This window comes from Streptomyces sp. SD31, from assembly GCF_052068475.1.
GTDB lineage: Bacteria > Actinomycetota > Actinomycetes > Streptomycetales > Streptomycetaceae > Streptomyces.
In genome coordinates, this window is sequence record NZ_JBQHCX010000026.1 from 67,673 (window position 1) to 88,165 (window position 20,493).

At 70.6% G+C, this 20,493-nt stretch carries 19 protein-coding genes; 5 read left to right on the forward strand and 14 right to left on the reverse strand.

Annotated elements, in window-relative coordinates:
- Positions 1-79: 79 nt before the first annotated feature.
- Entirely contained in the window at positions 80-862 is a 783-nt protein-coding gene (locus ACTMVF_RS39945) for an IclR family transcriptional regulator (protein ID WP_441276004.1), read from the forward strand.
- 60 nt (positions 863-922) lie between these two features.
- Here ACTMVF_RS39945 and ACTMVF_RS39950 read toward each other — a convergent pair whose 3' ends face one another.
- From ACTMVF_RS39950 to ACTMVF_RS39985, 8 genes are read right to left on the reverse strand one after another with little or no spacing between them, the layout of a single operon-like run.
- On the reverse strand, positions 923-1,522 hold the full coding sequence (locus tag ACTMVF_RS39950; protein ID WP_441276005.1) for a DUF4913 domain-containing protein: 600 nt from the start codon (positions 1,520-1,522) through the stop codon (positions 923-925).
- Positions 1,512-3,248: a type IV secretory system conjugative DNA transfer family protein gene (locus tag ACTMVF_RS39955; RefSeq protein WP_441276006.1), complete on the reverse strand. Its 1,737-nt coding sequence runs from the start codon at positions 3,246-3,248 to the stop codon at positions 1,512-1,514. Before ACTMVF_RS39955 ends, ACTMVF_RS39950 begins: the two co-directional genes overlap by 11 nt.
- A 5-nt stretch (positions 3,249-3,253) precedes the next feature.
- Complete coding sequence (locus ACTMVF_RS39960; RefSeq protein WP_441276007.1) at positions 3,254-4,840, reverse strand: ATP-binding protein; 1,587 nt, start codon at positions 4,838-4,840, stop codon at positions 3,254-3,256.
- Between the two features lie 3 nt (positions 4,841-4,843).
- Positions 4,844-6,295, reverse strand: a complete 1,452-nt coding sequence (locus tag ACTMVF_RS39965) for an SCO6880 family protein (RefSeq protein ID WP_441276008.1) — start codon at positions 6,293-6,295, stop codon at positions 4,844-4,846.
- Positions 6,292-7,809, reverse strand: a complete 1,518-nt coding sequence (locus tag ACTMVF_RS39970; protein ID WP_441276009.1) for a hypothetical protein — start codon at positions 7,807-7,809, stop codon at positions 6,292-6,294. Before ACTMVF_RS39970 ends, ACTMVF_RS39965 begins: the two co-directional genes overlap by 4 nt.
- Complete coding sequence (locus ACTMVF_RS39975) at positions 7,806-8,603, reverse strand: hypothetical protein (RefSeq protein ID WP_441276010.1); 798 nt, start codon at positions 8,601-8,603, stop codon at positions 7,806-7,808. The genes ACTMVF_RS39970 and ACTMVF_RS39975 overlap by 4 nt, the downstream gene beginning before the upstream one ends.
- 1 nt (position 8,604) lies before the next feature.
- The gene (locus ACTMVF_RS39980; RefSeq protein ID WP_441276011.1) at positions 8,605-8,898 is read right to left on the reverse strand and encodes a hypothetical protein; all 294 of its coding nucleotides are present in this window, start codon (positions 8,896-8,898) and stop codon (positions 8,605-8,607) included.
- Positions 8,895-9,356 (reverse strand): hypothetical protein, encoded by a 462-nt coding sequence (locus ACTMVF_RS39985; protein ID WP_441276012.1) that lies wholly within the window; start codon positions 9,354-9,356, stop codon positions 8,895-8,897. Before ACTMVF_RS39985 ends, ACTMVF_RS39980 begins: the two co-directional genes overlap by 4 nt.
- A gap of 430 nt (positions 9,357-9,786) precedes the next feature.
- Between ACTMVF_RS39985 and ACTMVF_RS39990 the strand changes: the two genes are divergently transcribed.
- Positions 9,787-10,854: a C40 family peptidase gene (locus tag ACTMVF_RS39990; RefSeq protein WP_441276013.1), complete on the forward strand. Its 1,068-nt coding sequence runs from the start codon at positions 9,787-9,789 to the stop codon at positions 10,852-10,854.
- Positions 10,855-11,170: 316 nt separating this feature from the next.
- Here ACTMVF_RS39990 and ACTMVF_RS39995 read toward each other — a convergent pair whose 3' ends face one another.
- Genes ACTMVF_RS39995 through mobC form a run of 3 tightly spaced genes read right to left on the reverse strand, consistent with a single transcriptional unit; the run spans position 11,171 to position 14,529 of the window.
- Positions 11,171-12,313, reverse strand: a complete 1,143-nt coding sequence (locus ACTMVF_RS39995) for a hypothetical protein (protein ID WP_441276014.1) — start codon at positions 12,311-12,313, stop codon at positions 11,171-11,173.
- Positions 12,314-12,331: 18 nt separating this feature from the next.
- A complete protein-coding gene (locus ACTMVF_RS40000) occupies positions 12,332-14,098 on the reverse strand; it encodes a relaxase/mobilization nuclease domain-containing protein (protein ID WP_441276015.1) in 1,767 nt (588 codons plus the stop codon).
- Positions 14,095-14,529 (reverse strand): plasmid mobilization relaxosome protein MobC, encoded by a 435-nt coding sequence (mobC, locus tag ACTMVF_RS40005; RefSeq protein WP_441276016.1) that lies wholly within the window; start codon positions 14,527-14,529, stop codon positions 14,095-14,097. Before mobC ends, ACTMVF_RS40000 begins: the two co-directional genes overlap by 4 nt.
- Positions 14,530-14,772: 243 nt before the next feature.
- On the opposite strand from mobC, the gene ACTMVF_RS40010 reads away from it, so the two are divergent.
- A complete protein-coding gene (locus ACTMVF_RS40010; RefSeq protein ID WP_441276017.1) occupies positions 14,773-15,195 on the forward strand; it encodes a hypothetical protein in 423 nt (140 codons plus the stop codon).
- Positions 15,196-15,518: 323 nt separating this feature from the next.
- Here the strand turns inward: ACTMVF_RS40010 and ACTMVF_RS40015 are convergent, their stop codons facing one another.
- On the reverse strand, positions 15,519-16,064 hold the full coding sequence (locus ACTMVF_RS40015; protein ID WP_441276018.1) for a flavoprotein: 546 nt from the start codon (positions 16,062-16,064) through the stop codon (positions 15,519-15,521).
- A complete protein-coding gene (locus tag ACTMVF_RS40020) occupies positions 16,061-17,305 on the reverse strand; it encodes a helix-turn-helix domain-containing protein (protein ID WP_441276019.1) in 1,245 nt (414 codons plus the stop codon). The genes ACTMVF_RS40015 and ACTMVF_RS40020 overlap by 4 nt, the downstream gene beginning before the upstream one ends.
- Before the next feature lie 80 nt (positions 17,306-17,385).
- On the opposite strand from ACTMVF_RS40020, the gene ACTMVF_RS40025 reads away from it, so the two are divergent.
- Entirely contained in the window at positions 17,386-17,943 is a 558-nt protein-coding gene (locus tag ACTMVF_RS40025) for a hypothetical protein (RefSeq protein WP_441276020.1), read from the forward strand.
- Positions 17,940-18,353 carry a restriction endonuclease gene (locus ACTMVF_RS40030; RefSeq protein ID WP_441276021.1) on the forward strand — a complete coding sequence of 138 codons (414 nt, stop codon included), beginning with the start codon at positions 17,940-17,942 and terminating at the stop codon, positions 18,351-18,353. Before ACTMVF_RS40025 ends, ACTMVF_RS40030 begins: the two co-directional genes overlap by 4 nt.
- 179 nt (positions 18,354-18,532) lie before the next feature.
- Here the strand turns inward: ACTMVF_RS40030 and ACTMVF_RS40035 are convergent, their stop codons facing one another.
- A complete protein-coding gene (locus ACTMVF_RS40035) occupies positions 18,533-20,179 on the reverse strand; it encodes a hypothetical protein (RefSeq protein WP_441276022.1) in 1,647 nt (548 codons plus the stop codon).
- Positions 20,180-20,493 lie beyond the last annotated feature (314 nt).

The window sequence follows — 20,493 nt, forward strand, 5'->3', positions numbered from 1 at the left end:
AAGCGGCACCGAGCACGCGCGCCGAGTCACCGCAGCAAGCAGCACAACCGCAGGAGAGAAGTCCCCGGACTCACCCCGAGTGAGTGGTACCGCTCACGCCCAGCGGGTGAAGCTGGTCGAGCGGGCATTCACGCTCCTCGAAGGCCCCGCGCACGGCCCCAGCGAAATCGCTGAGATCACCGGACTCAACGCCGCCGTGGTGTACCGCATTCTTCAGTCCGGCATTCCGACCCGCTACTTCGTGCAGGGCCCCGGGGGAAAGTACCGGCTGGGCCCGGGCGCGGCCGCCATCGGCATGCAGGCGATGGCGCACACGCCAGGCACCGAGGCCTCGCACCCGATCCTGGAGCACCTGAGCAAGGCCCTGGACGCCATGGCCCTGCTGTGGGTGTTCTCCCCCTACGGCACGCTCCGGCGGGTGCTCACCGACTACGCGCCCGGCCGCTACGACCTGGAGGCCCTGGGGCTGACCGCCAGCGAACTGGTGGCCGTGGGCGGCTCGCTGCGCGTCGGGCCGTCCGGGCGGGTTATCGCCGCGCACCTTCCCCCGCCGCTCGTCGACACGGTGCTGGCCGAGCCCGTTCCCGCCGGCGCCGGGCCCGGGACACCGGACGAGAAACGATTCTTCGCCTCGCTGGAGAAGATCAGGGCGGTCGGCTACGCCCTGGGGCACGAGGAGGTGACCGGCTGGAGTGCGGTCGCCGCGCCGGTGCTGTGGGACGACACCGCGTACGGCGCGATCAGCGTCCTCAAGCCGTCGTCGCTGCTGACCGACGCCCGGGTGGCCGTCGCGCGGACGGTGGCGGCCGCCAACCGCTTCAGCCTTCTGGTGTCCGGCGGAAGGCTTCCGCTGGCCGGATGAACAGCGGGCCGCGGCCGCCGGGTTGGCGGTCGCGGCCCGGTCCGGTCCGGCGAAAGGTGCTCAGCCCGCCTCGATCCGCCACGCGCTGGGCACCACGGGAGGCATCCGGTGGTCGATCTGGTGCTCGCCCTTGGTGCAGCCCTTGAACGGGCCTCCGGGACCGCGCAGTTCCCGCAGGCAGGGGTCAAGGTGATCGCGATGCCACACCGACGGTCCGGTGTAGCCGCAGGTGGCCGGGTCGGTGAGCTCCTGCCAGGCGAGCCACAGCGCGTGCAGCCGGGCCACGGCGGGCGTGTGTTCGAACCACAGGTGACACCATCGCTGATCGGCCGACGGCTCCCCCAGGTAGCCGGGCACGAGTACGCCCTCGACCCATTCGATCAGGGCGCGCAACTCGTCGTCGTACTCCGGCGAGTCCAGCAACAAGATGAGCGGCGGATACTGCCACTCGTCCTCTGCCTCGTCGGCGCCCTCGCCGCTAGCCCCGCCGGCGCCCCCCTCGTCCTCCTCCAAGGCCTCGCCCGTCTCGGTGTCGGCGCCCTCGGTGAGCGTCTTGAGCTGGGCCTCCAGGCGCTGGACGGTGGCCTTGAGGTCCTCCAGGTCCTGGAACATGCCCACCGGGACCTCGAAGTCCGGCTCCGGCCCGTCGTCATCGGCCACGGCGCGCTGCCTTCCTGTCCTCGTACGCCACGACGGCGCGCTCGGTGATCGCCTTCTCCTCGGCGGCCATCTGCGGGCCGATGTACGCCAGCTTCTTCTCCGCGTACCAGGGCCGCAGGCCGATCTGCGCGACGGGCATGCCCGTGGACAGCAGCAGCGCCGTGCCCTTCTTCATGGCCCGGATCCGGGCGGGGTCCATGATCTCCTCGCGCTGCTCGCCGACGCTGTAGCTGTAGCCCTCCTTCGACTTGGAGTACGAGCCGCGGTCGACCCAGTGCGGGCCGATCAGGCCGGAGATGTCGCTGGCGAACTTGTGATCGTCGATACCCACGCCGATCAGCTTCTTCGTGGCCGCGCTCCACATCGAGTCCATGCCGACCTCGCCCCAGGCCCGCACGCCCTGGCGGTAGCTCTGGAGGATCACGAACGGGGTGATCCCCCGGGACCCGAGATGGGAGTAGAGGTCGGGCAAGTCGGCGATGCGGCAGATGTTGGCGGCCTCGTCGAGCACGGCGCGCATCGGCTCCGGCAGGCGGCCTCCGTGACGCTCGCCCGCCTCCTGGCCGGCGGTGAACACGGCGTCGGCGACGGCGGCCACGACCGCACTCGCCGGGCCGCCCTTCTTGCTCAGCAGGTAGAGGGTGTCCTTGCTGGTGGCGAAGTGTTCAGGGTCGAACCGCAGGCGCTTCTTGTCCGGCGTGACCCACGCCAACACCCGCTCGTCGCGCAGCGCGGAGACGGCCGTACGCGCGTTCTGGAAGATTCCGGACTGCGTCTCCTCGGCAATGGACACGGAGGAGTCGACCTGTTCAGCGAGCACGGGTTCGTGCTCGTAGAGCACCCGCATGGGCGCCCGCTCGTTGGGGTCGGACAGCCAGCGCATCACGTCACGCACGGTGCCGCCCTCCCACCAGGCGGCCCTGAAGAGGCCGACCAGCAGGTCGCCCGCGGCCTGGCTCCAGAACGGATCGGCTTGCTCACTGCTGATCTGCGTGACGAAGTGACTCGCGAGGCGTTCAGCACCCTCCAGCGTCTCGGCCTGGGCGATCATGTCCCACCACATCTCCCGCGGAGCCTGGGCCACACCCTGGGTGTCGAGAATCCAGGCATGCCCGATACGGGAACGGCTCGACAGCGTCGCGGCGTACACGTCACTTTTGTTCGACGTCATCAGCAGGGCGCCGGGGGCCTCCTCGGCCACTGGGATGGACAACGACGTCGACTTGCCCGCGCGGGGCGCCATGATGGCGACGTAGGTGTCCTCGTCCGAGCCGCGCAGCTCCACCCCGGACGGCAGGTGGTCGCCGAGCAGGACGCCCCGGTCGGCGGGCCTGACCTCCTTGGGCTTGGTGCCCTTGAGAGAGGCCCGCAGCCGGGTTGCGGTGCGGGCCGCGTGCTTGGGCGTGAGCTCGCGCACCTGGTACAGCGTCGCCAGACTGCTGGGGTTTCGGAACCAGCGGAAGGTGATGCGCAGCCCCCACACCACCAGCGCGATGACGGCCACGTCGAACAAGCCCGCGCCGACGGCGGAGGCCGTCGTCGAGTGCGGCCACACCGCACCCCAGTCGCTGACCATGCGATAGACGGTCAGTGGACTGGCGGGGGCGACTTCCTCGCCGGTGAGGACCGCGCCGGCGGCCGCGCCCGCCCAGCTGGAGGCGGACAGGGCGGCCGTGCCGCCGAGCAGGATGCCTCCAGCCGCCCACGCCTTGTCGTTCTCGGTCATCCCCATCAGTTGGCCACCCCCGTGGTCACCGGCCGGCGCCGGTTGTTGTCCGTCTTGTACAACCGCTGTTCGGTTGCGGTGAGCTCGAGCGCGGCCGCGATGCCGGGCCTCGTCCCGATCTTGATCAGGTACTTGCCGCGGCCCGGGTGGCGGGCGCCCTCGTCGTCCGGCCTGGCTCCCGCGTCCTCGTCGTAGGTGGGATCGATATCGAGCCCGGTGCTCGTCGCCGACGACCACGAGCCGATCATCATGCGCTCCTGCTCGGTCAGGCTGCGCTTGCCGGTGACGCGGGTGAGCTCTTCCTCGGTGGACGCGCCGATCACCCACGTGTCGCAGCGGTCCATCAGGCCCCTGGCCTTCGCCCGGTCCACCTCCGTCGGCAGCGCCTCGACGTCCAGCAGGCTGTGCGTGACGTAGATCGTGACGTCGTCGGTCGTCCTGTTGAGCCGGGAGATCGCGTCCATGGCGTCGACCAGACCGGGGCCGGAGCGCAGCGCCCGCCACATCTCGTCCATGGGCAGCACCAGCTTGCGGTCCATCAGCCCGATGCTGCGGGCCGAGTCGATGCTGGAGTAGGTGTACGCCCAGGTGGCGATCATCCCGGCGGAGACCACATCGTTGCCGCGCGCCCGCAGGGCGGAGATGTCGACGGAGACCGCGGGCGCGTTGATGTCGAGCGGCACGGTGGTGGGGCCGTCGAACAGGCCCTTGAGCGGGCCGCCGATCAAGTTGTCGAGTCCGGCGATCACGCTGCGGGTCAGGTCCTGGTAGCGCTCGCCCTCGGCGGCCAGCTTGCGCCGCAGTTCCTCCGGGGCGTCCCGCAGGACGTCGACCACGTCCTTGACGATCGGGTCGCTGCCGGAGGCCTGCGCGGCGGAGGCGACCTGGACGGCGGTGTCGAGTGCGCTGCGCTCGATCTCGTCCGGGGTCCGGCCAAGGCCGTGCTTGGTGGACAACAGCGCAACCAACGTCTCCAGGCGGCGCCCGTTGAGGACATCGAGCAGGGCCTCACGCTGTTCACCGGGCAGCGCCTGGACACGTCCCTTGAGCGGCCCGCTGTCCAGGGGGTTGATACGGCCGATGCCGTCACCGATGCGCACCACGCTGCCGCCGAGCTCGGCGATCAGCGTGCTGTACTCCCCCTTGACGTCACCCGGCACACACACCATGTGGCCGTACGCCGAGTAGACCAGGCAAATCCTTTTGACCAGGGCGGACTTGCCCGCACCCGGCTGGGACATGACCCACACGCCGGGGTTGGTGGTCAGCTTGCCGGTCCAGCCGGACGGGTCGACACACACCAGCTCGCCGGTGAGTACGTCCCGCCCGACCGGCACCCCGCGCGGCGGCAGGCCGGAGCCGAGCAGGAACGGATAGATCCCGGCGGCCTGGCTGGTCGGGCCGGTGTAGACGGTGCCCGCGTCCTCGACGGGCACCCGGCCGCCGAACCGGCCGCCCCACCCGAGGCGGGGGGCAAAGCGGCTCCGCAGCCGCCTCTCCTCTTTGCGTTCCTCGCGCGTCGGGGCCTGCTCGACCGGACGGGTCACCCGCTTGGGCGTGGTCACCGGCTGCGGCTTGGACTTGCGTGCCATCGGTCAGTCCCTCACCAACGGGTTGTAGCCCAACGGCAGCCCGGCCGCGAACACCGCGGCCTGCGCACCGAACGCGGGGCGCATCCGGATGCCGCGCGTCGCCTTCACCGCACGCTCCAACTCCTGCTTCAGGGCGGGCAGATCGGCGGTGCTGCGGGCAGTACCGGTCACCATCAGCGTCCAGTCCGCGACCTGGGAGCCGCCGGCCACCTGGGCGGCGGCCGCCTCCGCTCGCGCGGCGTCGGCCCTCTGGCTGTACTTCGCGCGGCCCTTGACCTCGGCGGTGGCCTGCGCCCGCTGGTGGGCGTGGCTGATCTCCCGCTCCAGCACCGCCTCGCCCTCGTACGGGTCCAGCACCCGGTACGCCAGAGTGATGCGCCGCTGAAACCGGCCGGGCGCCAGCAGCGGCAGCAACACGCTGTAGGCGATGGGACGGCGCGGCATCTCGCGCAGCACCCACGAGATGGACACCCCGCCGTCGTGCGCGTACTCCTCCATGTTGTCGTCGGCCGCCTGCGGCCCGCACTCCGCCCAGCTCAGCTCGGCGAACTCCGCGTCGCGGGCGTTGAAGACGTCCGGGTCATAGGCGGCCCGGACCAGGCGGCGCAGGTCGACGTCGTTGGCGCGGCGCTCGATGTCGGTGCCGGTGCCGGACAGGTCCAACGAGTCCACGACCTTCAGCGCCTCCGCGACCTTCTCGGCCAGGTCGCTCGGCGGGTTCGCGGTGGCGTTCGGATCGACCGTGACGGACATCCACGGCGCCACGCTGGCGGTCGCGTGCGGGGTGGTCCGCACCAGTTCGTCGATGATCTGTTTGGCCAGCTTCGGGGCGCCCGGGTGCTTGCGCTCCTTCACGTCGTCGCCGAGGGCCTCCCCCGCCCCGGGGGTGATCTGGATCGTCACCCTCGCGCCCTTGACCTGCTCGTCCGTGCTCATCGCGTCCAGCACGGCCGCCCACGTGCGCAGGTTGGACTGCACCGTGCCGGTGGGCGCCATCAGGCTGCCGCCCGGGGACAGCAGGGTGGTGATGGTCATGTAGCCGGTCTGCCGGTCATGCACGACACCGACGGCCTTGCCGCTCGTCGGGTCATGGGCCTTGATCAGGGTGGAGGAGGCACCCACCCCGGGCAGGTCCAGCGCGTACGGCTGCGGCAGCAGCACCCGCCGGTAGGAGGTGGCATCCACCCGGGCTGCCCTCCGCCACGACAGCTTGGCCCAGTAGTAGGCCAGCGCGGACATGCCGTGCCGACGGGCGGCGGCCAGCGAGAGCACCGCAGCCGTCACCGGGAGAGTGACCAGCAGCGTGGCGGGCGCCTGGACAGCGATCAGTCCGTCCGCGACGAGCACCGCGGCCGCGACCATCGTGGCGCCCTTGGACAACCCGCCAAAGCCGAAACTGCGGCGGGCGCGGAACCCGGAGACCATCAGGGTCTTGGGGACTTCATGGGTGCTCAACTTGAGTTCCCCCCGTTCCCGATTGTGCTGCTCGCACCCTGGACTGCGTCGTTGACCCCGTCCAGGACCTGGATTCCGATACCGGCGGCCCCAGCCGCTCCGGCCGCTCCGCCGGTGCCTGCGGCGCTTGTGGCCTGGATGCCGTTCGTCCCGGCGGCCGCGGTGTTCGTCGCGCCCGAGGGGCCGACCCCCTCGCCTTCGGCGGCCGGGCCGGTCCTGCCCGCCTCGTTCCGGGCGGCCTGGGCCTGCGCGTCGCCGCCCTGGCTGCCGCTCTCGCCGTCGCCCTGCCCGCCCTGGTTGCCCATGGACTGCTCGACGTAGCGGGCGTGGTCCACGGCGCTGGCGGGCTCCGCACCGCCGTCGCTGCTGTCCCCGCCGTCACCGCCCTTGCCCTTGCCGCCGAAGTACGAGGCGGCAGCGGACAGCGCGGCGCTCATACCGCCGGAGGCCAACCCGCCCCCGACCGCCGCGCCGAACGGGGCGAATATCCGGGTGAGCGGGCCGGGCGCCAGGATCCCCAGGACCAGGGTGGCGCAGCCGCGCAGCCACTCCGCCAAGGTCTGGGAGTGCCCGAACTCGGCGAAACCGACGCAGATGATGAACCCCAGCATCGGCTTGTAGGCCACGATCACGAGTCCGCTCGTGATCAGCTTGGGTGCCCACTGGCGGGTGGCGTCACCGCCCGCGCGGCCCCCGCCGGCCACCGGCAGCAGCAGACAGATCAGGGGGACGGCGGACTGCCGCATGAACACGAGCACAAGCTGGATGAAGCCGATCAGCAGCAGTACCGCGACGATGCACAACATCGTGATGGGGTTGGAGATGGCGGCGGGCACCATCACCGCGACGATCGTCTCGTAGGCCTTGCCGTCGTCGTTGAAGGTCGCATCGACCATCCCGGCCGTCAGGGCATCTCCGGCCGCCAGTGCCAGCGCGAACATGCTCACACCCAGGGCGGACAGGAAGGTGTTCTCCACCCATCCCGCCATCGCTCTCCCGGCGTGCTTGACCTGCCCGGTGAGGGCCATCTTGCCGAGCTGCCACATCATGCCGAAGGCAGCGATCACCAGACCGAGCCAGACGAGCATGCCCGCCAGCGTGGCCTTGCCGCCCCACAGACCGGTGCCCTCCAGGTCGACCGATGGCCCCAGCAAGGCCACGGTGAGGACCTTTTTGATCACCCACTTCACGACGTCGGCGGCCGAGTTGATGACGTCGCCGAGGACGGATTCCCAGACCGCCTTCCATGCCTCCTTGACTGCCTTCTCGCCGACGTCGCCGACCTTGTCGCACAGTCCGCTGCCCGTGAGGCCGCCGACACCGCTGACCGGGTTGCCGCCCGGCCGGTTCCCGCCGAGGATCGTGCCGAGGACCGGGCCCGTGGCGAGTCGGCAGCCGCCCTCGATGACATCGCTGATCACCCCGTCCGCGCGCGCGGGCTGCGGCGTGGACACCACCGAGAACCCAAACAGGGCGACCAGGGCGAGGAGTATGGCCGCCAGTCGGCGCCTCATGACGCCTCCCGTATCGCCGTCCATCCGGCGGAGTTGAAGGCAGCGTCACCGGGGGCAACCATCTTCGGCTGCGTCTGGCTCTGGGCCGCGCTCAGGGCGCGCTGAGTGGCCGCGCCGGACAGCTTCCAGTCACCGTCCTCCCATGTCGCGCCGTTCACGACGCGGGTGTAGGACCCGGCCTCCTTGGCCGTCTCACCGTCCTTCTGCACGACCCGGGACAGCAGCCACACGGACACCTCGTCCGCCGACTCCTTGATGACCCTGTAGCCCACCACGGTGCTGCGGACGTACGCGCCGGACGGCAGCGGCTGGTCCGGGCTCACGCCCATCTGCTTGTGCAGGCTCTTGTCGGTCTGGATGGCCTGGAGCTCGATCTGCTCGGCGTTGTCCTTGGACTGGTCCACCTTGGCGACGTAGCTGTAGTAGATGCGCAGTTGCTCGTCGACGTTGGACTTGTCGGCCTCGACGGCGGTGGTGTTGGCGGCCGCCATCATCGCCACGGCCCCCTCGGTGGTGTGCACGAATCCGACCTGACTGCCGCGGCTGTTGGTGCGCTCCCCCCGCGGAAGCGCCGCCCACCGCTCCGGCTCCGTCCAGTCCTCCGGCGCCTGGTACGTCGCGGTGGGGCTGGCCGAGCCGGACGCGCTCGGGTTCGCCCCGCCCTTGCCCTGCTCGTTGCCGCCGTCGTCCCCGCTGAACATCACATAGCCGGTCAGGGCGATCACAAGCCCGGCCGCGATGCCCGTGGCCCATACGCCCTTGGTGTTCCACGTTCCCCTCGTTCGCGACGCCACGTCAGCCGCCCGCGATGCCGTTGAGGATCGTGATCAGGGACCCGGCCAGCAAGATGGCCGCAATCCCTCCCCCCATCCACTTGAACGGCTCGCTGCCGCCACCGTGCCGCGATTTGTCCGCGACCGCGAGCTTGTAGACGCCGAAGCCGGTGCCCCCGACGCCGGCCAGCACCAGCAGCCACAGGCCGTAGCCGAAGATCTGGGAGACGGTTTCGTCCATCCCAGGGATCTTCGTCGGCTTCGCGCCGGGTATGAGGGCGGCCTGCGTGACCCACTCCGCAGCAACGCTGATCATCGCTTCTTTCCTTCCATCGTGCGCCGCAGCCTCTCTGCCGCGACCTGTACGTCCTTGTGCTCCAGGGCCTCATCGGCCCCCTCGACCGCGCGCAGAATCGGCAGGTACGGCACGGTCGCGGTCCCCGCCAACCGGCCCTCCAGGGCGCGGAACCGGTACCGGGCGGCCGCCGCGGGTTTGGCCGGGGCATCCGAGATCAGCACCAGCCACGGCCTCGGCAGGGACCAGCTGCGCAGCATCTCCTCCACGCACTTGGCGCCCCACACCGTCGTCTGCGCCAGCAGCACCGGCTGCGACCCGTAGGGGACGTACTCGCCGACCGCCAGGACACGGGCCCGGCCACGACCCTCGGGGTCGAGCATCCGGCACACCGTCGCCTCCGCAATGCCGTAGCCCTGCACCGTGATCAGCGCGTACCGGAGCGCAACCGGCGCACCGCCCCCGGGTGTTGATGTCATGGATTGGGTGATCACGCCGCAACTCCCCCCTGTCTGCCTGCGTTGTCCGCCCACGATCTTGGGCCTGTGGGACTACTGAGGCTAACGTGCCCCAGTGTCAAACCTGAGCTGTGTTTCGCACTGTCGGCACACCCCGCGCCACCAGGCATTTCGCCACGCGAAATAGCCCCACCGGGGCGGCCTGTGACCCGGCGTGAGGTGCACCACCGCCCCGGGCATCGGCGGGCGGCGGCGGCCGCCCCGGCCCTGCGTGGTCCTCCCAGGTCACGCCCGGTGCGACCGGCATCGCCAGCCACCGCGTCGACCGCTGCGGACGGCCCGGCCCCGGGCTCAATGCGCGCCCGGCAAAAAGCATCTCGTGATCTAGTACGGCAGAAGTCACAGCACAGACACGACAGCAAAGAAGGAAGCACGCACGGGGGGATAGCGCGTGAAGGTGCTCGTCCGAGCCGCCCTTGGGGTCATAGCCGCATTCATGGCGGCCGTCCTCGCCATCGTGGCCATCGTGCTCGTCGACGAAGACGACGCCGACGCCACCGAAATATCCGACGGCGGCGGAGGCCTGCGCGGCGTCCCCGCCGAGTTCCGGCCCTGGATCCTCAAGGCCGACAAGGAGTGCAAGCAGCCGGAGATGACCCCAGCCCTGCTCGCCGCCCAGCTCTACCAAGAGTCGAAGTTCAAGACCAGCGAAGAGGACGCCACCTCCGACGCCGGCGCCCAGGGCCCCGCCCAATTCATGCCCGGCACCTGGGCCACCTGGGGGCGCGACTCCGACGGCAACGGCGAGGCGAGCCCGTGGGACATCGGCGACGCCGTCATGGCGCAGGGCCGCATGATGTGCTCCCTGCTCAAGCAGGCCAAGTCCTCCGGCTACGGCGGCGACCCACGCGCGCTCGCCCTCGCCGGATACAACGCCGGATGGGGCGCCATCCAAAGGTTCCGAGGCGTCCCACCGAAGAGCTTCGCGCACGGCGAGACCTACAACTACGTGCAGATCATCCTGTCGACGATGTCGAAGTTCCAGGGCCCGGGACTGCTGCAAGTCTCCGGCTCCGGTGACGGACCGGACGCCGTACGCCGAGCCTCCACCCAGCTCGGCAGGCCGTACGCCTGGGGCGGCGGTGGACCGAACGGACCGGGCACCGGATTCTGCGACGGGACCAACGGCTACCTGGGCGGCAAGTGTGTCGCCAGCAGTACCATGGGCTTTGACTGTTCCTCGCTCGTGCAGTACTCCTACTGGCCCTCGCTCCACCTGCCCCGCGTAGCCTCCGCACAGTACGGCGCGACCAGCGACAAGCCCGTCTCCCGCAAGGATCTGAAGGTCGGCGACCTGCTGTTCTGGAGCCACGGCGGAAGCGGCTCGATCTATCACGTCGCCATGTACGCGGGCGATGGCAACGTGATCCATGCGCCGCGCACGGGGCGCAAGGTGGAGGTCGTCTCCCTCATCTCGGCCATGCCGGAATCCGACTACTACGGCGCCACTCGCCCCTGACCGTTGTAGGTTCCGATCCATTTTGTCGGTGTCCGGCCCATCTGTCATCGACGTGTCGGTGCGGAGTCGAAAACCGCAGGTTGACCGTCCAGACGATCTGTCGGTCACTCCTCAACAGACCGCCCAGGTCGAAGAATCCGACAGATCAGCCGGACGAATCCACCGACAAGTTGTCCATACACTCCCGCGAAGCCGCTGGTCATCGCGGCGCGGGACGACAGATCAGATCGGAACCTACAACCGTTCCAGGCTCCGAAACCCGCGTGCCGCAGACCCGAAAACAGGGCCTGCGGCACGCGCGTATTTCGGCGGCGGACTACTTGGTGTTGGTCTTCTTCGGGGCGGGCCCGGTCTGCCGGTGCGCGGTGACCCCGGCCTCGGCAGGCGCCCCGCTCTTCGCCTGCACCTTAGTAGGGTCCACGCTCGTCGAAGCTGACCTCGCAGCCGTGGTGTTGACCATCACCCGCGACTCCTTCACCTCCTCGCCCAGCGGCTTGCGCAGCGCGTCGTTGGCGGCCTGTACCAGCCGTGAGCCGAGCTGCGGGCCCGGCCCCTTCTCCCAAGAGAGGTCTTTCCCCAGCTTCGCCAGGTGCTCGCGCACCGGCCTGCCCTCGCTCTCCATCTGGGCCATCCGGGCGGCCACCAACGGCCACTGACGGTGGTTCACCAACAGGGCGGCATCGCGCTCGCGCCCGGGCATCACCTCGCGCACCCACCGCGCGTACCGCTCGTTCTCCTGCGGCGATATGGCGAGCTGCTTCAGCGCCCGCTCCCGGTTCGCCAGATCGAGATCCCGGGGGATGCTCAGCCCGGTTGTCAGCGGCCCGTACGACAGCCGCGCGTCGTCGCTCACCGCGGGCACCGCGTCCGCGCGCAGCACCTTCGCCACCGCCTGGTCGACCCCGATGCCCTCCTCGTGCGCGGACGCGAGGATCTGCCGCACGTCCACGCCCCGCTCGTCGAGCCGGGCCATCGTCGCCGCGATGTCCGGCCAGGTCGGAGAGGACAGGATCGCCTCACGCACCGGCCCCGCCGGCAGCGTCTCGCGCAGCATCCGCTCCCACTCGCCGGTGCCCTCCCTGGCCACCCGCTCGGCGTTCGCCGCGACCTGCTCCTGCACGCTCACCGCGATCTCACCGACGCGCGGCAACAGCTGCTCCAGGTCCACGCCCGCGTTGCGCAGCGCCATCAACTGCTGCGCCATCTGCGGCCAGTCCGCCTCCCCCATCAGGGCGGCGGAGATGTCCGCCGGGATCAGGGACTTTATGTTCTCGGCTGTCTCGCTCACCGCCTGGTCGGCGGGCGGCAGGTCCTCCTCCTTCCCCTTGCTCTTCTTCTCCTGGTGCCGTCGTACGGCATCCGCGATGGCCAGGACCAGACGCGTCGCCATGACGGCGGTCTGCACCGCCTCGCCTGCCGCCTCGATGAACGGCTCGTCCGGCGTGGGTGGTGTCGTCACGGTGTTGCTCTCCCCTCGTTAGCGGGCCCGTCTCGGGCCCTTGCGCTGCTCGTCGCCGGGCGGCCGCCGTGTCGGCGACGGTGCCCCGGTCTTGCGGGGTCCACCGGTGCGCCCGGTGCCGCCCGCAGGCGTCGCAGCTGCGCTCGTGCTGGTGGCGGCCGCCGCCGAACTCCGCTGGCGCCGCCATCCGTCCAGACGCCATACAAGCACTTCGGCGATCGATTCCGCAGAGGTCAACTCCCGTCGGCGCGCGACAGTGGCGAGTACGTCGACCGAATCCAGGCCCGTTCGCTCGACCTCGGCCAGCCTGGTGCGCAGGGCAGGCCAGGCCGGATCCGCCAGGACTTCACGCGCGTGCTCGGGAATCGCCTCCTGGACAACGCCTGCCATCGGCCGCGTGGCCGCTGCGGGTGCCGACCGGCGCGGGGTGCCCGACCGGGTCTGTGTGCGACGGGGACGCGGCCGATAATCCCGTGCCGCACTCGCCCCGGCGGTCACCTCAACCGCCTCACGCAGCAGTCGCCCGGCTCGTCCGGCAGCCTGCGCCTGGGCCCGGTGCTGCTGCGCCTCGTGCCAGCGCCGGGACGCCTCCACGGCCATCACCAGGGCCAGCAGAAAGCCGAGCGCGGCCGCCGCGTCATTGCGTCCAACCGATGTCGCAGACTGCGTCAGAACTTGTGTCGACTCGCGGTAGAGCTCGCGCGCCTGACCCTCCAGATTTCGGGCGGCGGGAGCCCGGGAGGCCCGCTCGAACTCGGCGGCGGCCTGCCTGATCTGATCGCGCACCAGGCGCGGAGAAATCACGGCAGCCACCACGATCAAATCGCCGAGAGCGGCGACGTCTCCGGCTCCCTGATGCAGCCCTTCGGCTCCAAGCTGGCCAGCGGCCGCGCGCACCCTATCCTCAGCCGCACGCCACATTCCCGCCGGCGCGACCACCGGTTTCAACGCCGGTCCCATCCAGCGCTCACGGACGCGCGGCAACGACAGATCCGGAGCAAGACGGGACCCGGGAAACCACACGGGCTCCTGCTTCCGATTACGGTCCCCGGGCAGTGCAACCGAGTACCCGGTGATGTTGCCGTCCGGCGCTATCCGCTGCTGCACCCGCACCCCGGCGTTGCCGAGCCGCGCGAAGAAGTCGGCGTCACTCGTGGCGGCGGCCGCCGCCTCACGAACCGTGCGCTGGAGCGTCTCGCGGGCCGACTCTGCAAGCCCCCGCCGCTGCGCCTTCTCCACCTCTCCGCTCTTCACCCACGTCCGCGCAGTCTTGTCACCACGCACCAGCTGACGCAGTCCGAACTCCACCTCATACCGAGCCGCAACCTGGTGCATCTTCACGATGTCCTGGCGCAGGTTTGGCTGTCGACCGTCCTCCCTCGCCTTGGTCGCGACGATGTGAATGTGGTCGTCGGCGTGCCGGATCGCCACCCACCGGCAGCCCTGTTCACTGTCGTGCGGGGCGATACCGGCGGCATCCATCAAGTCGTACGCGACCCGTGCCCATTCCGCGTCCGACAGGATGCGGTCCTCGGGCGCATTGCGCACAGCCACGTGGTACACGTGCAGCTTCGGCTTCTTACCGATCAGGGCGTACACCGGGGCATCCATGATCAGCGCGAGATCCGAGATCGTCATGTCCGGCGAGCGCGCAGGGTCGTCGACGTACGGGTCCCACGCGGCCACCATGTGCGGGTCCACATGCTCGTCCCGCCGGCCGGGACCGTACAAGTAGTGCAGCAGTCCGTAGGTGTCGTCACCCTCGTCGAGCTTCTCCGGGATCACGACCGCGGTTGCCTCTCGCGCATCAGCTGAAGCGTGGCCGCGTCCGAGCGGCGGATTGCGGCCTCCACTGCGCCCAGTACGGCGCTCAGCTGCGCGTCGCTCACGGTCCCGTCACTGTTGAGCACGCGCGCGATCTGGTTGAGGTTGTTGCCTATTCGGCTCAGCTGGACGCGGGCTCGTATCACCTCCTGGACGACCTCCTTGGCGTCGGCGGAGACCGGTACGACGGTCTCCTTGGCGACGGCCAAGGCTGCGCTGCCGACCCAGGAGGCGAGCGCGGTGCTGTCGAGTTCGGCGGCCGCACGGACGATCGTCAGCTCATCGTCGTTGTAGGAGACCTTCACGCGGGTTTGGCGAGGCCCTCCGGCCTCGCGCTCGCGACGGCGCACGCGGCGCGGTCGCTGGTTGTCCGCTGCTGGTGGCTGTGCCACGGCAGCCCCTCCCCGTCGTCTGCCGGTCCGTGCCCGGACCCATGATCCCCGGCAGCCCACCCTAGTGGATCTCGGCCGGGGACTCCGCTTACTGGGCCCAGTAAGCACTACCTTGCTACCGGTGGCTACTGCCGTCAGTTATCGCGCACGGTGTGTGTGAGTGGCGGTCAGAAAACCTCTGACCTGCGGCTATTGGGTACCCGGTCCGCCCGTCTGGGGCGGCATGCGGCTACCATTCCCCGCATGGTGAGTGCAGAAGAGTTCTTGGAGCGGATGGAGAAGCTCCAGGCCGCCAAGGGGGAGGCCTTCAAGCCCCTGGCGGAGATCCTGGGGCAGCGTGCGGCGATCCAGAAGGAGCGGGACACCGTCCTCGCCGGGTTCGAGGAACGGCTGGCCGCCCTGAATGAGCCGTACGGCAAGGCCTACACGGCCGCGGAGAAGGCTGGATGGACTCCGGCGGAGCTCGCCGAGCTCGGCGTGGAAGAGCCGGTCAAGCGGCCGCGGGGACGGCGTCCGGGCCGGAGTGCGGCGGCGAAAAGGACGGCTCCGAAGACGGAGACCGCCCCGGAGACGGCGACGCCGGAGAGTGCCTCCCCGGCCGTTCCCTCCCAGGCTCAGGAGAGCGCCGGTGACGCCGTGGCGGCCGCCGGATTCCCGTCCTCCTGACGGGACAGATCAGCAAGAGGGGCCCCGCACTGCGGGGCCCCTCTTCGTGTGTGGTCACTTCCCTCCCCGGCCGATCCAGTGTCCGGCCGGACGCCTCCGCGTCAAGGGTCGTACGTCCGCTCCTCGCCGCGTCGCTCGTGCCTCACGACGCGCCTGCGGTGCGGGCGCTCCACCCTTGACTCTCCGTCCCCCGACCTGGGGTGAGGCCTTGCGGGGAGGGGAGGAAAAGGGTCGGCGCCCCGGGGGTCGCCGGGGGTCCGGGCCGTTACGCGGGTGCGGCCCGGTGGGCTGTTCCAGAATTCTGGAACGGCCGGCGGGTGTGCTTACGGCAGGGCGGGAAGTGCGTCCAGGGCAGCCTGCCACGGGTAGGCGTGCACGTCTCCGTGGCGCGGCGGGTGCGGGACGAACCCGCTCTCGCCGAGCAGCACCTTGACCCCGGCCTCCCGCAGTGTGGCGACGTTGCGGTGCACGGCCGGGTGGGCGTCCTGGGCGTTGTTCCAGTGCGGCAACGCGACGATGGGCTTGCGCATCCCGATGCCCTCGGTGATCAGTCCGAGGGCGAGCGTGTCGGAGATCCCGGCCGCCCACTTGTTGAGGGTGTTGGTGGTCATCGGCGCCACCATCATGGCGTCCGCGTCGGGCAGCACATCCGGCTGCGACGGAAGCTTGTACTCGTGGCGCACCGGGTGGCCGGTCAGCTTCTCCAGCTCTTCGACGGTGCCCGGGGCGTCCTCCGTGGCCCACCGGAACGCCTTCGGCGTCAGGATCACGCACACGTTCCACCCGGCCGCCTTGGCGGCGCGGATGGGAACGGGCAGGTGCTGGGCGGGCGGGGCGGCACAGGAGATCAGGTACAGGGTCTTGGTCACCCGGGCAGTCCACAACGATCAGCTAGCAGACGCAACCGCCCCTGGACAGACGGCGGGACACCGAGCAGACGCAGGTCCTCGACGAGGGCGCGGGTGCGCGGTCGGCACCGGACTTCCTCCGGGGCGAGTTCCTCGGCCTCCAGCAGCGTGGTCACGGCGTCCTCGCGCAGTCCGGCCTGCGTCTCGGCGCGGGCCCGGTCGGCGAGCAGGTGCGCGCGGCGCTCGCGCGGCAGGGCGTCGAACGCAGGGGCCGGGATGCCCGCCGCCACGGCGACGGCGTCGGCGCCCTCGCTCAGCTGGACGTGCGCGGCCACCCGGTACAACGCCACGTTGGTGGGGCCGAACGCGGTGAAGAGGTGGTTGGCGTCGCCGCCGAGTCGGTCCGCGTGCTCGTCGGCCTCGCCGAGGAAGTCCGGGACGCGGCGGGCGTGCCGCTCGGGATGGCGGTCGTCGGCCTCGGCGGCGGCCGCGGCCGCCATCGCCGCCTTCAACCACAGCATGCCCAGTACCGAGTAGCCCTCGGGTCCGCTGCGCAGGAGGTCATCGTGGAGTCGGCTGGCTGCGGCCAGGATGAACTGGGTGGCGGCCGCGGCCTGGCCGTGCATCGTCATCGCGTCGCCTAAATGGCGCGCGGCGCTGGCCATGATGACCGCGTTCTGGCTGTGCTCGGCGGCCGCGACGGCGCGGTGCCCGGCGAGTACGGCGAGCTCACTGTCTCCCCATTTGATAGCGGCCGCCTCGGTCAGTTCCAGGGTGAGGCTGAGGACCTCGAACGCGGTCAGCCGGTCGTCGCCCTCGTGCCCGTGGGCGGCTCGCGTCGCGTCCACCAGCAGCGTGGGAATGTCGCTGCCGAGCTGCTGGAAATGACCGGCCTGGAAGGCTGTCCGGGAGTAGTCCAGGGAGCGGCGCAAGGTCGCGACGGGGACCGGTTCGGTGTTCGAGCCATCGCACGTTCCGGTGATGACGTCGTGGCGCTGGAGCGCGGCACGTACGGCCTCGATCTCGCTCTCGCCCGCGCACTCGGCGTCTACCGAGTCGGCGATCAGCCGCTCCAGCGGAATCCCGAGACGGAGTGCGACGGCCCGTGCTACCGAGAGGTTCGGATCCTTCTGCCGCTTGCCCGCTTCCAGTGCCTCGACCCACGGCAGAGACTTCTTCATCAGGGACGCGAACTCGCGCTGGGAAATACGCCGCCGGGTGCGCCAATACTGGACACGGCGGCCGAACGAAACATCGTCCATGGGGAGCTCCGGGCATCGGAGTCGACGACCCATACACATCGTATGGGTTGACTCTGTTGTACCGCCTCTAGCGTCCCGATATGGCCAAGTCCCGGAAGACTCCCCCGCATCCGACGTGGGCCGCACTGGCGACTCCCAGTGGCGAGCTCCTCGACGCGCTCAACAACTCGTCGACGTGGTCGTCCCGGCTGCGACGCGTCGGCCAGCGACACGACATCGTGGTGCTCCCGCTGAAGCGGGGCCTGGCCGCACTGGACGCTCAGCAGGTACCCGTCGAGCACGGCTACGGCCTCATCGCCGACTACGCGAACGGCAAGCTGATCGCGCTCATGGAACGCGGCTGGGCGAACCTGTGGACGGACGTTGACGGGGTGCGGGTTCTGCCGGTCGGATCGTGGGTTCTGGCGCCCGCCGACGTGACGACGTCCCCGGGATCGTGGGCGGCGGCCTGGCTGAGCCGCCCCCCGCTGCCTCCGATCGACCTGGCCACCGAAAGCGGTGTGGACGAGTGCCCCGTCGAGCCGGACCCGGAGTCACTGGACGGCATTCCCGCCGGCCGCCTCGCCCCGCAGACACTTGCCGACGGACTGGCCGTCCTCGACGGCTGGAAGACCTCCCCCGCCGAGGCCGCATCGTGACCGCGCGAGTGGCGTACGACCCGCACGGCGCCATCTACGCGAGGCTGCCGCTCGACCGCAAGCCATACCTGCTGCTGGCTAAGACCGTGCTCGCCTTGGACGCGTCGGCGGACCTGCCGCCGGACGACTGCGCGCAGATCGCACTTCAGCTCACCGGGCATGCGAATCTCGTTGCCATCGACGTCCGGAGCCTGTGCAACTGGCTCCCCGAAAACAGCCGCTCCCGCATGCTGACCGAGACCGTTCTCGCGGACGCCGCCAGCCGACTGGAGGCCCCCGCCGAGCCGACCATCGACGCCATAAAGGAGCGGGCGCAGGTGCTGCGCGGACTGTACGAGCGACTGGACCGGCTCACCGCGAACCGGCCGCCCACCATCGCCCCGGCGGGGTGCTCCCGCTCGCCCGCATAAGGCCACTCCCCTGGGTCGCATCCGCCGCCACCCCCCGTGGGCGCGGATGCACGAAGCCCCCGGCAGGCTGCCGCTCACCGCCCCGGCCTGCTGGGGGCTTCCCCATGTCGACGGCGCCCGCAGAAATGCCCCGGCGGACCGCATCTCGTGCGGTCCGCCGGGGCTTCGTTTCGGTGCGGCTAGGCCGCCCGGGTGTCGGCTGCATCCGACTCCGGAAACAGGCCCAACTGCTCGTCGATCCGGTGCACCTGGGCCGTGGCGGTGCCGTACAGCACGTGCACGTACTCCCTGACCTTCGCCTCCCATTCCTTGTCCCCGAGGATGCGTCCGAAGACGGCGGCCGCGACCATCGGGCAGACCGCGTCGGCCGCCTGCTGCGCCATGTTGCGCACCCCGCGGCCGCGCCCGACGTGGGTCCACGGGTAGTCGCCGGGGAAGCCCACGAGACGGCCGATGTCCGCCTGGCTGATGGTCTCGCCGGTCTCCGAATCGGCCCACCCGTACGCGGTGGCGGTGACGCAGGTGGAGGGGAGATCCGCGCTGCGCGAACCGCCGCCCTTGGCCCGGCCGGTGGTCGGGTCGACGGGCCGGTGACCGCGCGTCAGGTAGGTGCGGCCGGTGGGCCAGCCGACGACTTCGGCGAACGTCGGGGCGGGGATCGGCTCGGCCGGAGTGACGTCCACGAACGGCGTCTCCTCGCCCCGGTAGGCCGCCATGAAACGGCGCTTGCGGTGGGAGGCACCGTAGGTGACCGCGTCGAGCGTGAACGCCTCCGTGGTGTGCCAACCGGCCTGCGTCAGCTGCTCGAAAAGCCCGTCCTCGATCTGCTGGGGCAGTCGGCTGGACTGCTCGACCATGACCCACTCCAGCGTCTCGTTCCACCGGGCGAGCATCCCCAGCGGCCAGATGACGACCTCCGCCATGAGCCCGGCGCGCGGGTCCTCCAGCTGTGCCAGGGGCGCACGGACTTCGTCCCAGGTGTCGCCGGAGCGGGGGGCGTAGCCGGTGGGCGAGTGCTCCCAGGGCAGGAACCCGGCGGCCGCGCCCGCCTCCCAGATGACGCGGCAGATGATGTCGATGGCGTCGGCGTAGCGGCCCTTGCCCAGACCGCTGGGGGTGAATGCCTGGCAGGGCGGCGTGAGGGCGATCCCGCTGACGAACCTCAGTGCCGGGTTCTCCGGGCTGACCTGGGTGACGTCGGCGTGGATGACGCGGAACCCGGCGGCGGTGGCGGTGGCGACGGCCCCGCCGTCCAGGTCGATGCCGACGATGTCGACGTCGGCGCCGAGGATGTCGCGCAGGCCCAGGGAGAGGCCTCCGGGACCGTAGAAGAGGACGATCACCCGCTTGCGCAGGATGCGGCCGAAGGTATCGCGCTCCGGGGCGAACAGCCACTCGATCGGGAAGGGGCCCGCGTACCACTCCAGAAGCTGGCGGGTCTCGTCGTCCAGGGCGGCGATCCGCTCGGCGGTGACCGGGCCCTCGTCCTCGATCCGGCCCGCGGCCATGGCGGCGCGCTCGCCGCGGGCCTCGCGGGCCAGTTCCTCGACCCGCTCGTCGTAGCCCTCGACGATGGCGTACGCGCACTCCGTGATCCGCTCGGTGGCCTCGTACCGCCACAGCTCGACCTGGTCGTCGCCGGGGTTCTCGTCGGCATAGCCGGTGAGCAGCGCGGCCGCCTTCCAGCACTCGGCGAGTGCGGGATGCCCGGCGGCCTGCGCGATGGCGGCCGCGTCCTCCGCCTCCTGCTCGGCGGAGTAGGCGTCGTGGAGCAGGTTCAGCCCGCCGCCGGCGGGAACGCCGTTCGAGGCATGGGTGTCCCCCATGAGACCGTCCCTTGATCGTTGAGGCTTTTCGGTGGGTGGCCGATCGGGGATTCCCGCCCCCTTTCGACGTATCTAATACTCTCACGTTCTTGGATGGCGGTCAAGTGTGAAACCGCAGGTCAGAGGCCACTTTCTAGGAGTGTTGCGCACCCGCTCCCGGCCCGCTGGCGGGCGCTCGGCCACGACGATGCGGCACGGCTGAACAGCTCGACGGCCCCCGCCACAGCGCGGCAGCAGCCGCTCCCCCTCAGCCCCTCCCCGGCCGTCCGGTCTGCTCGCGCTCGCGCGCCCCGCGGCGGCGGCAGTACGGCGAC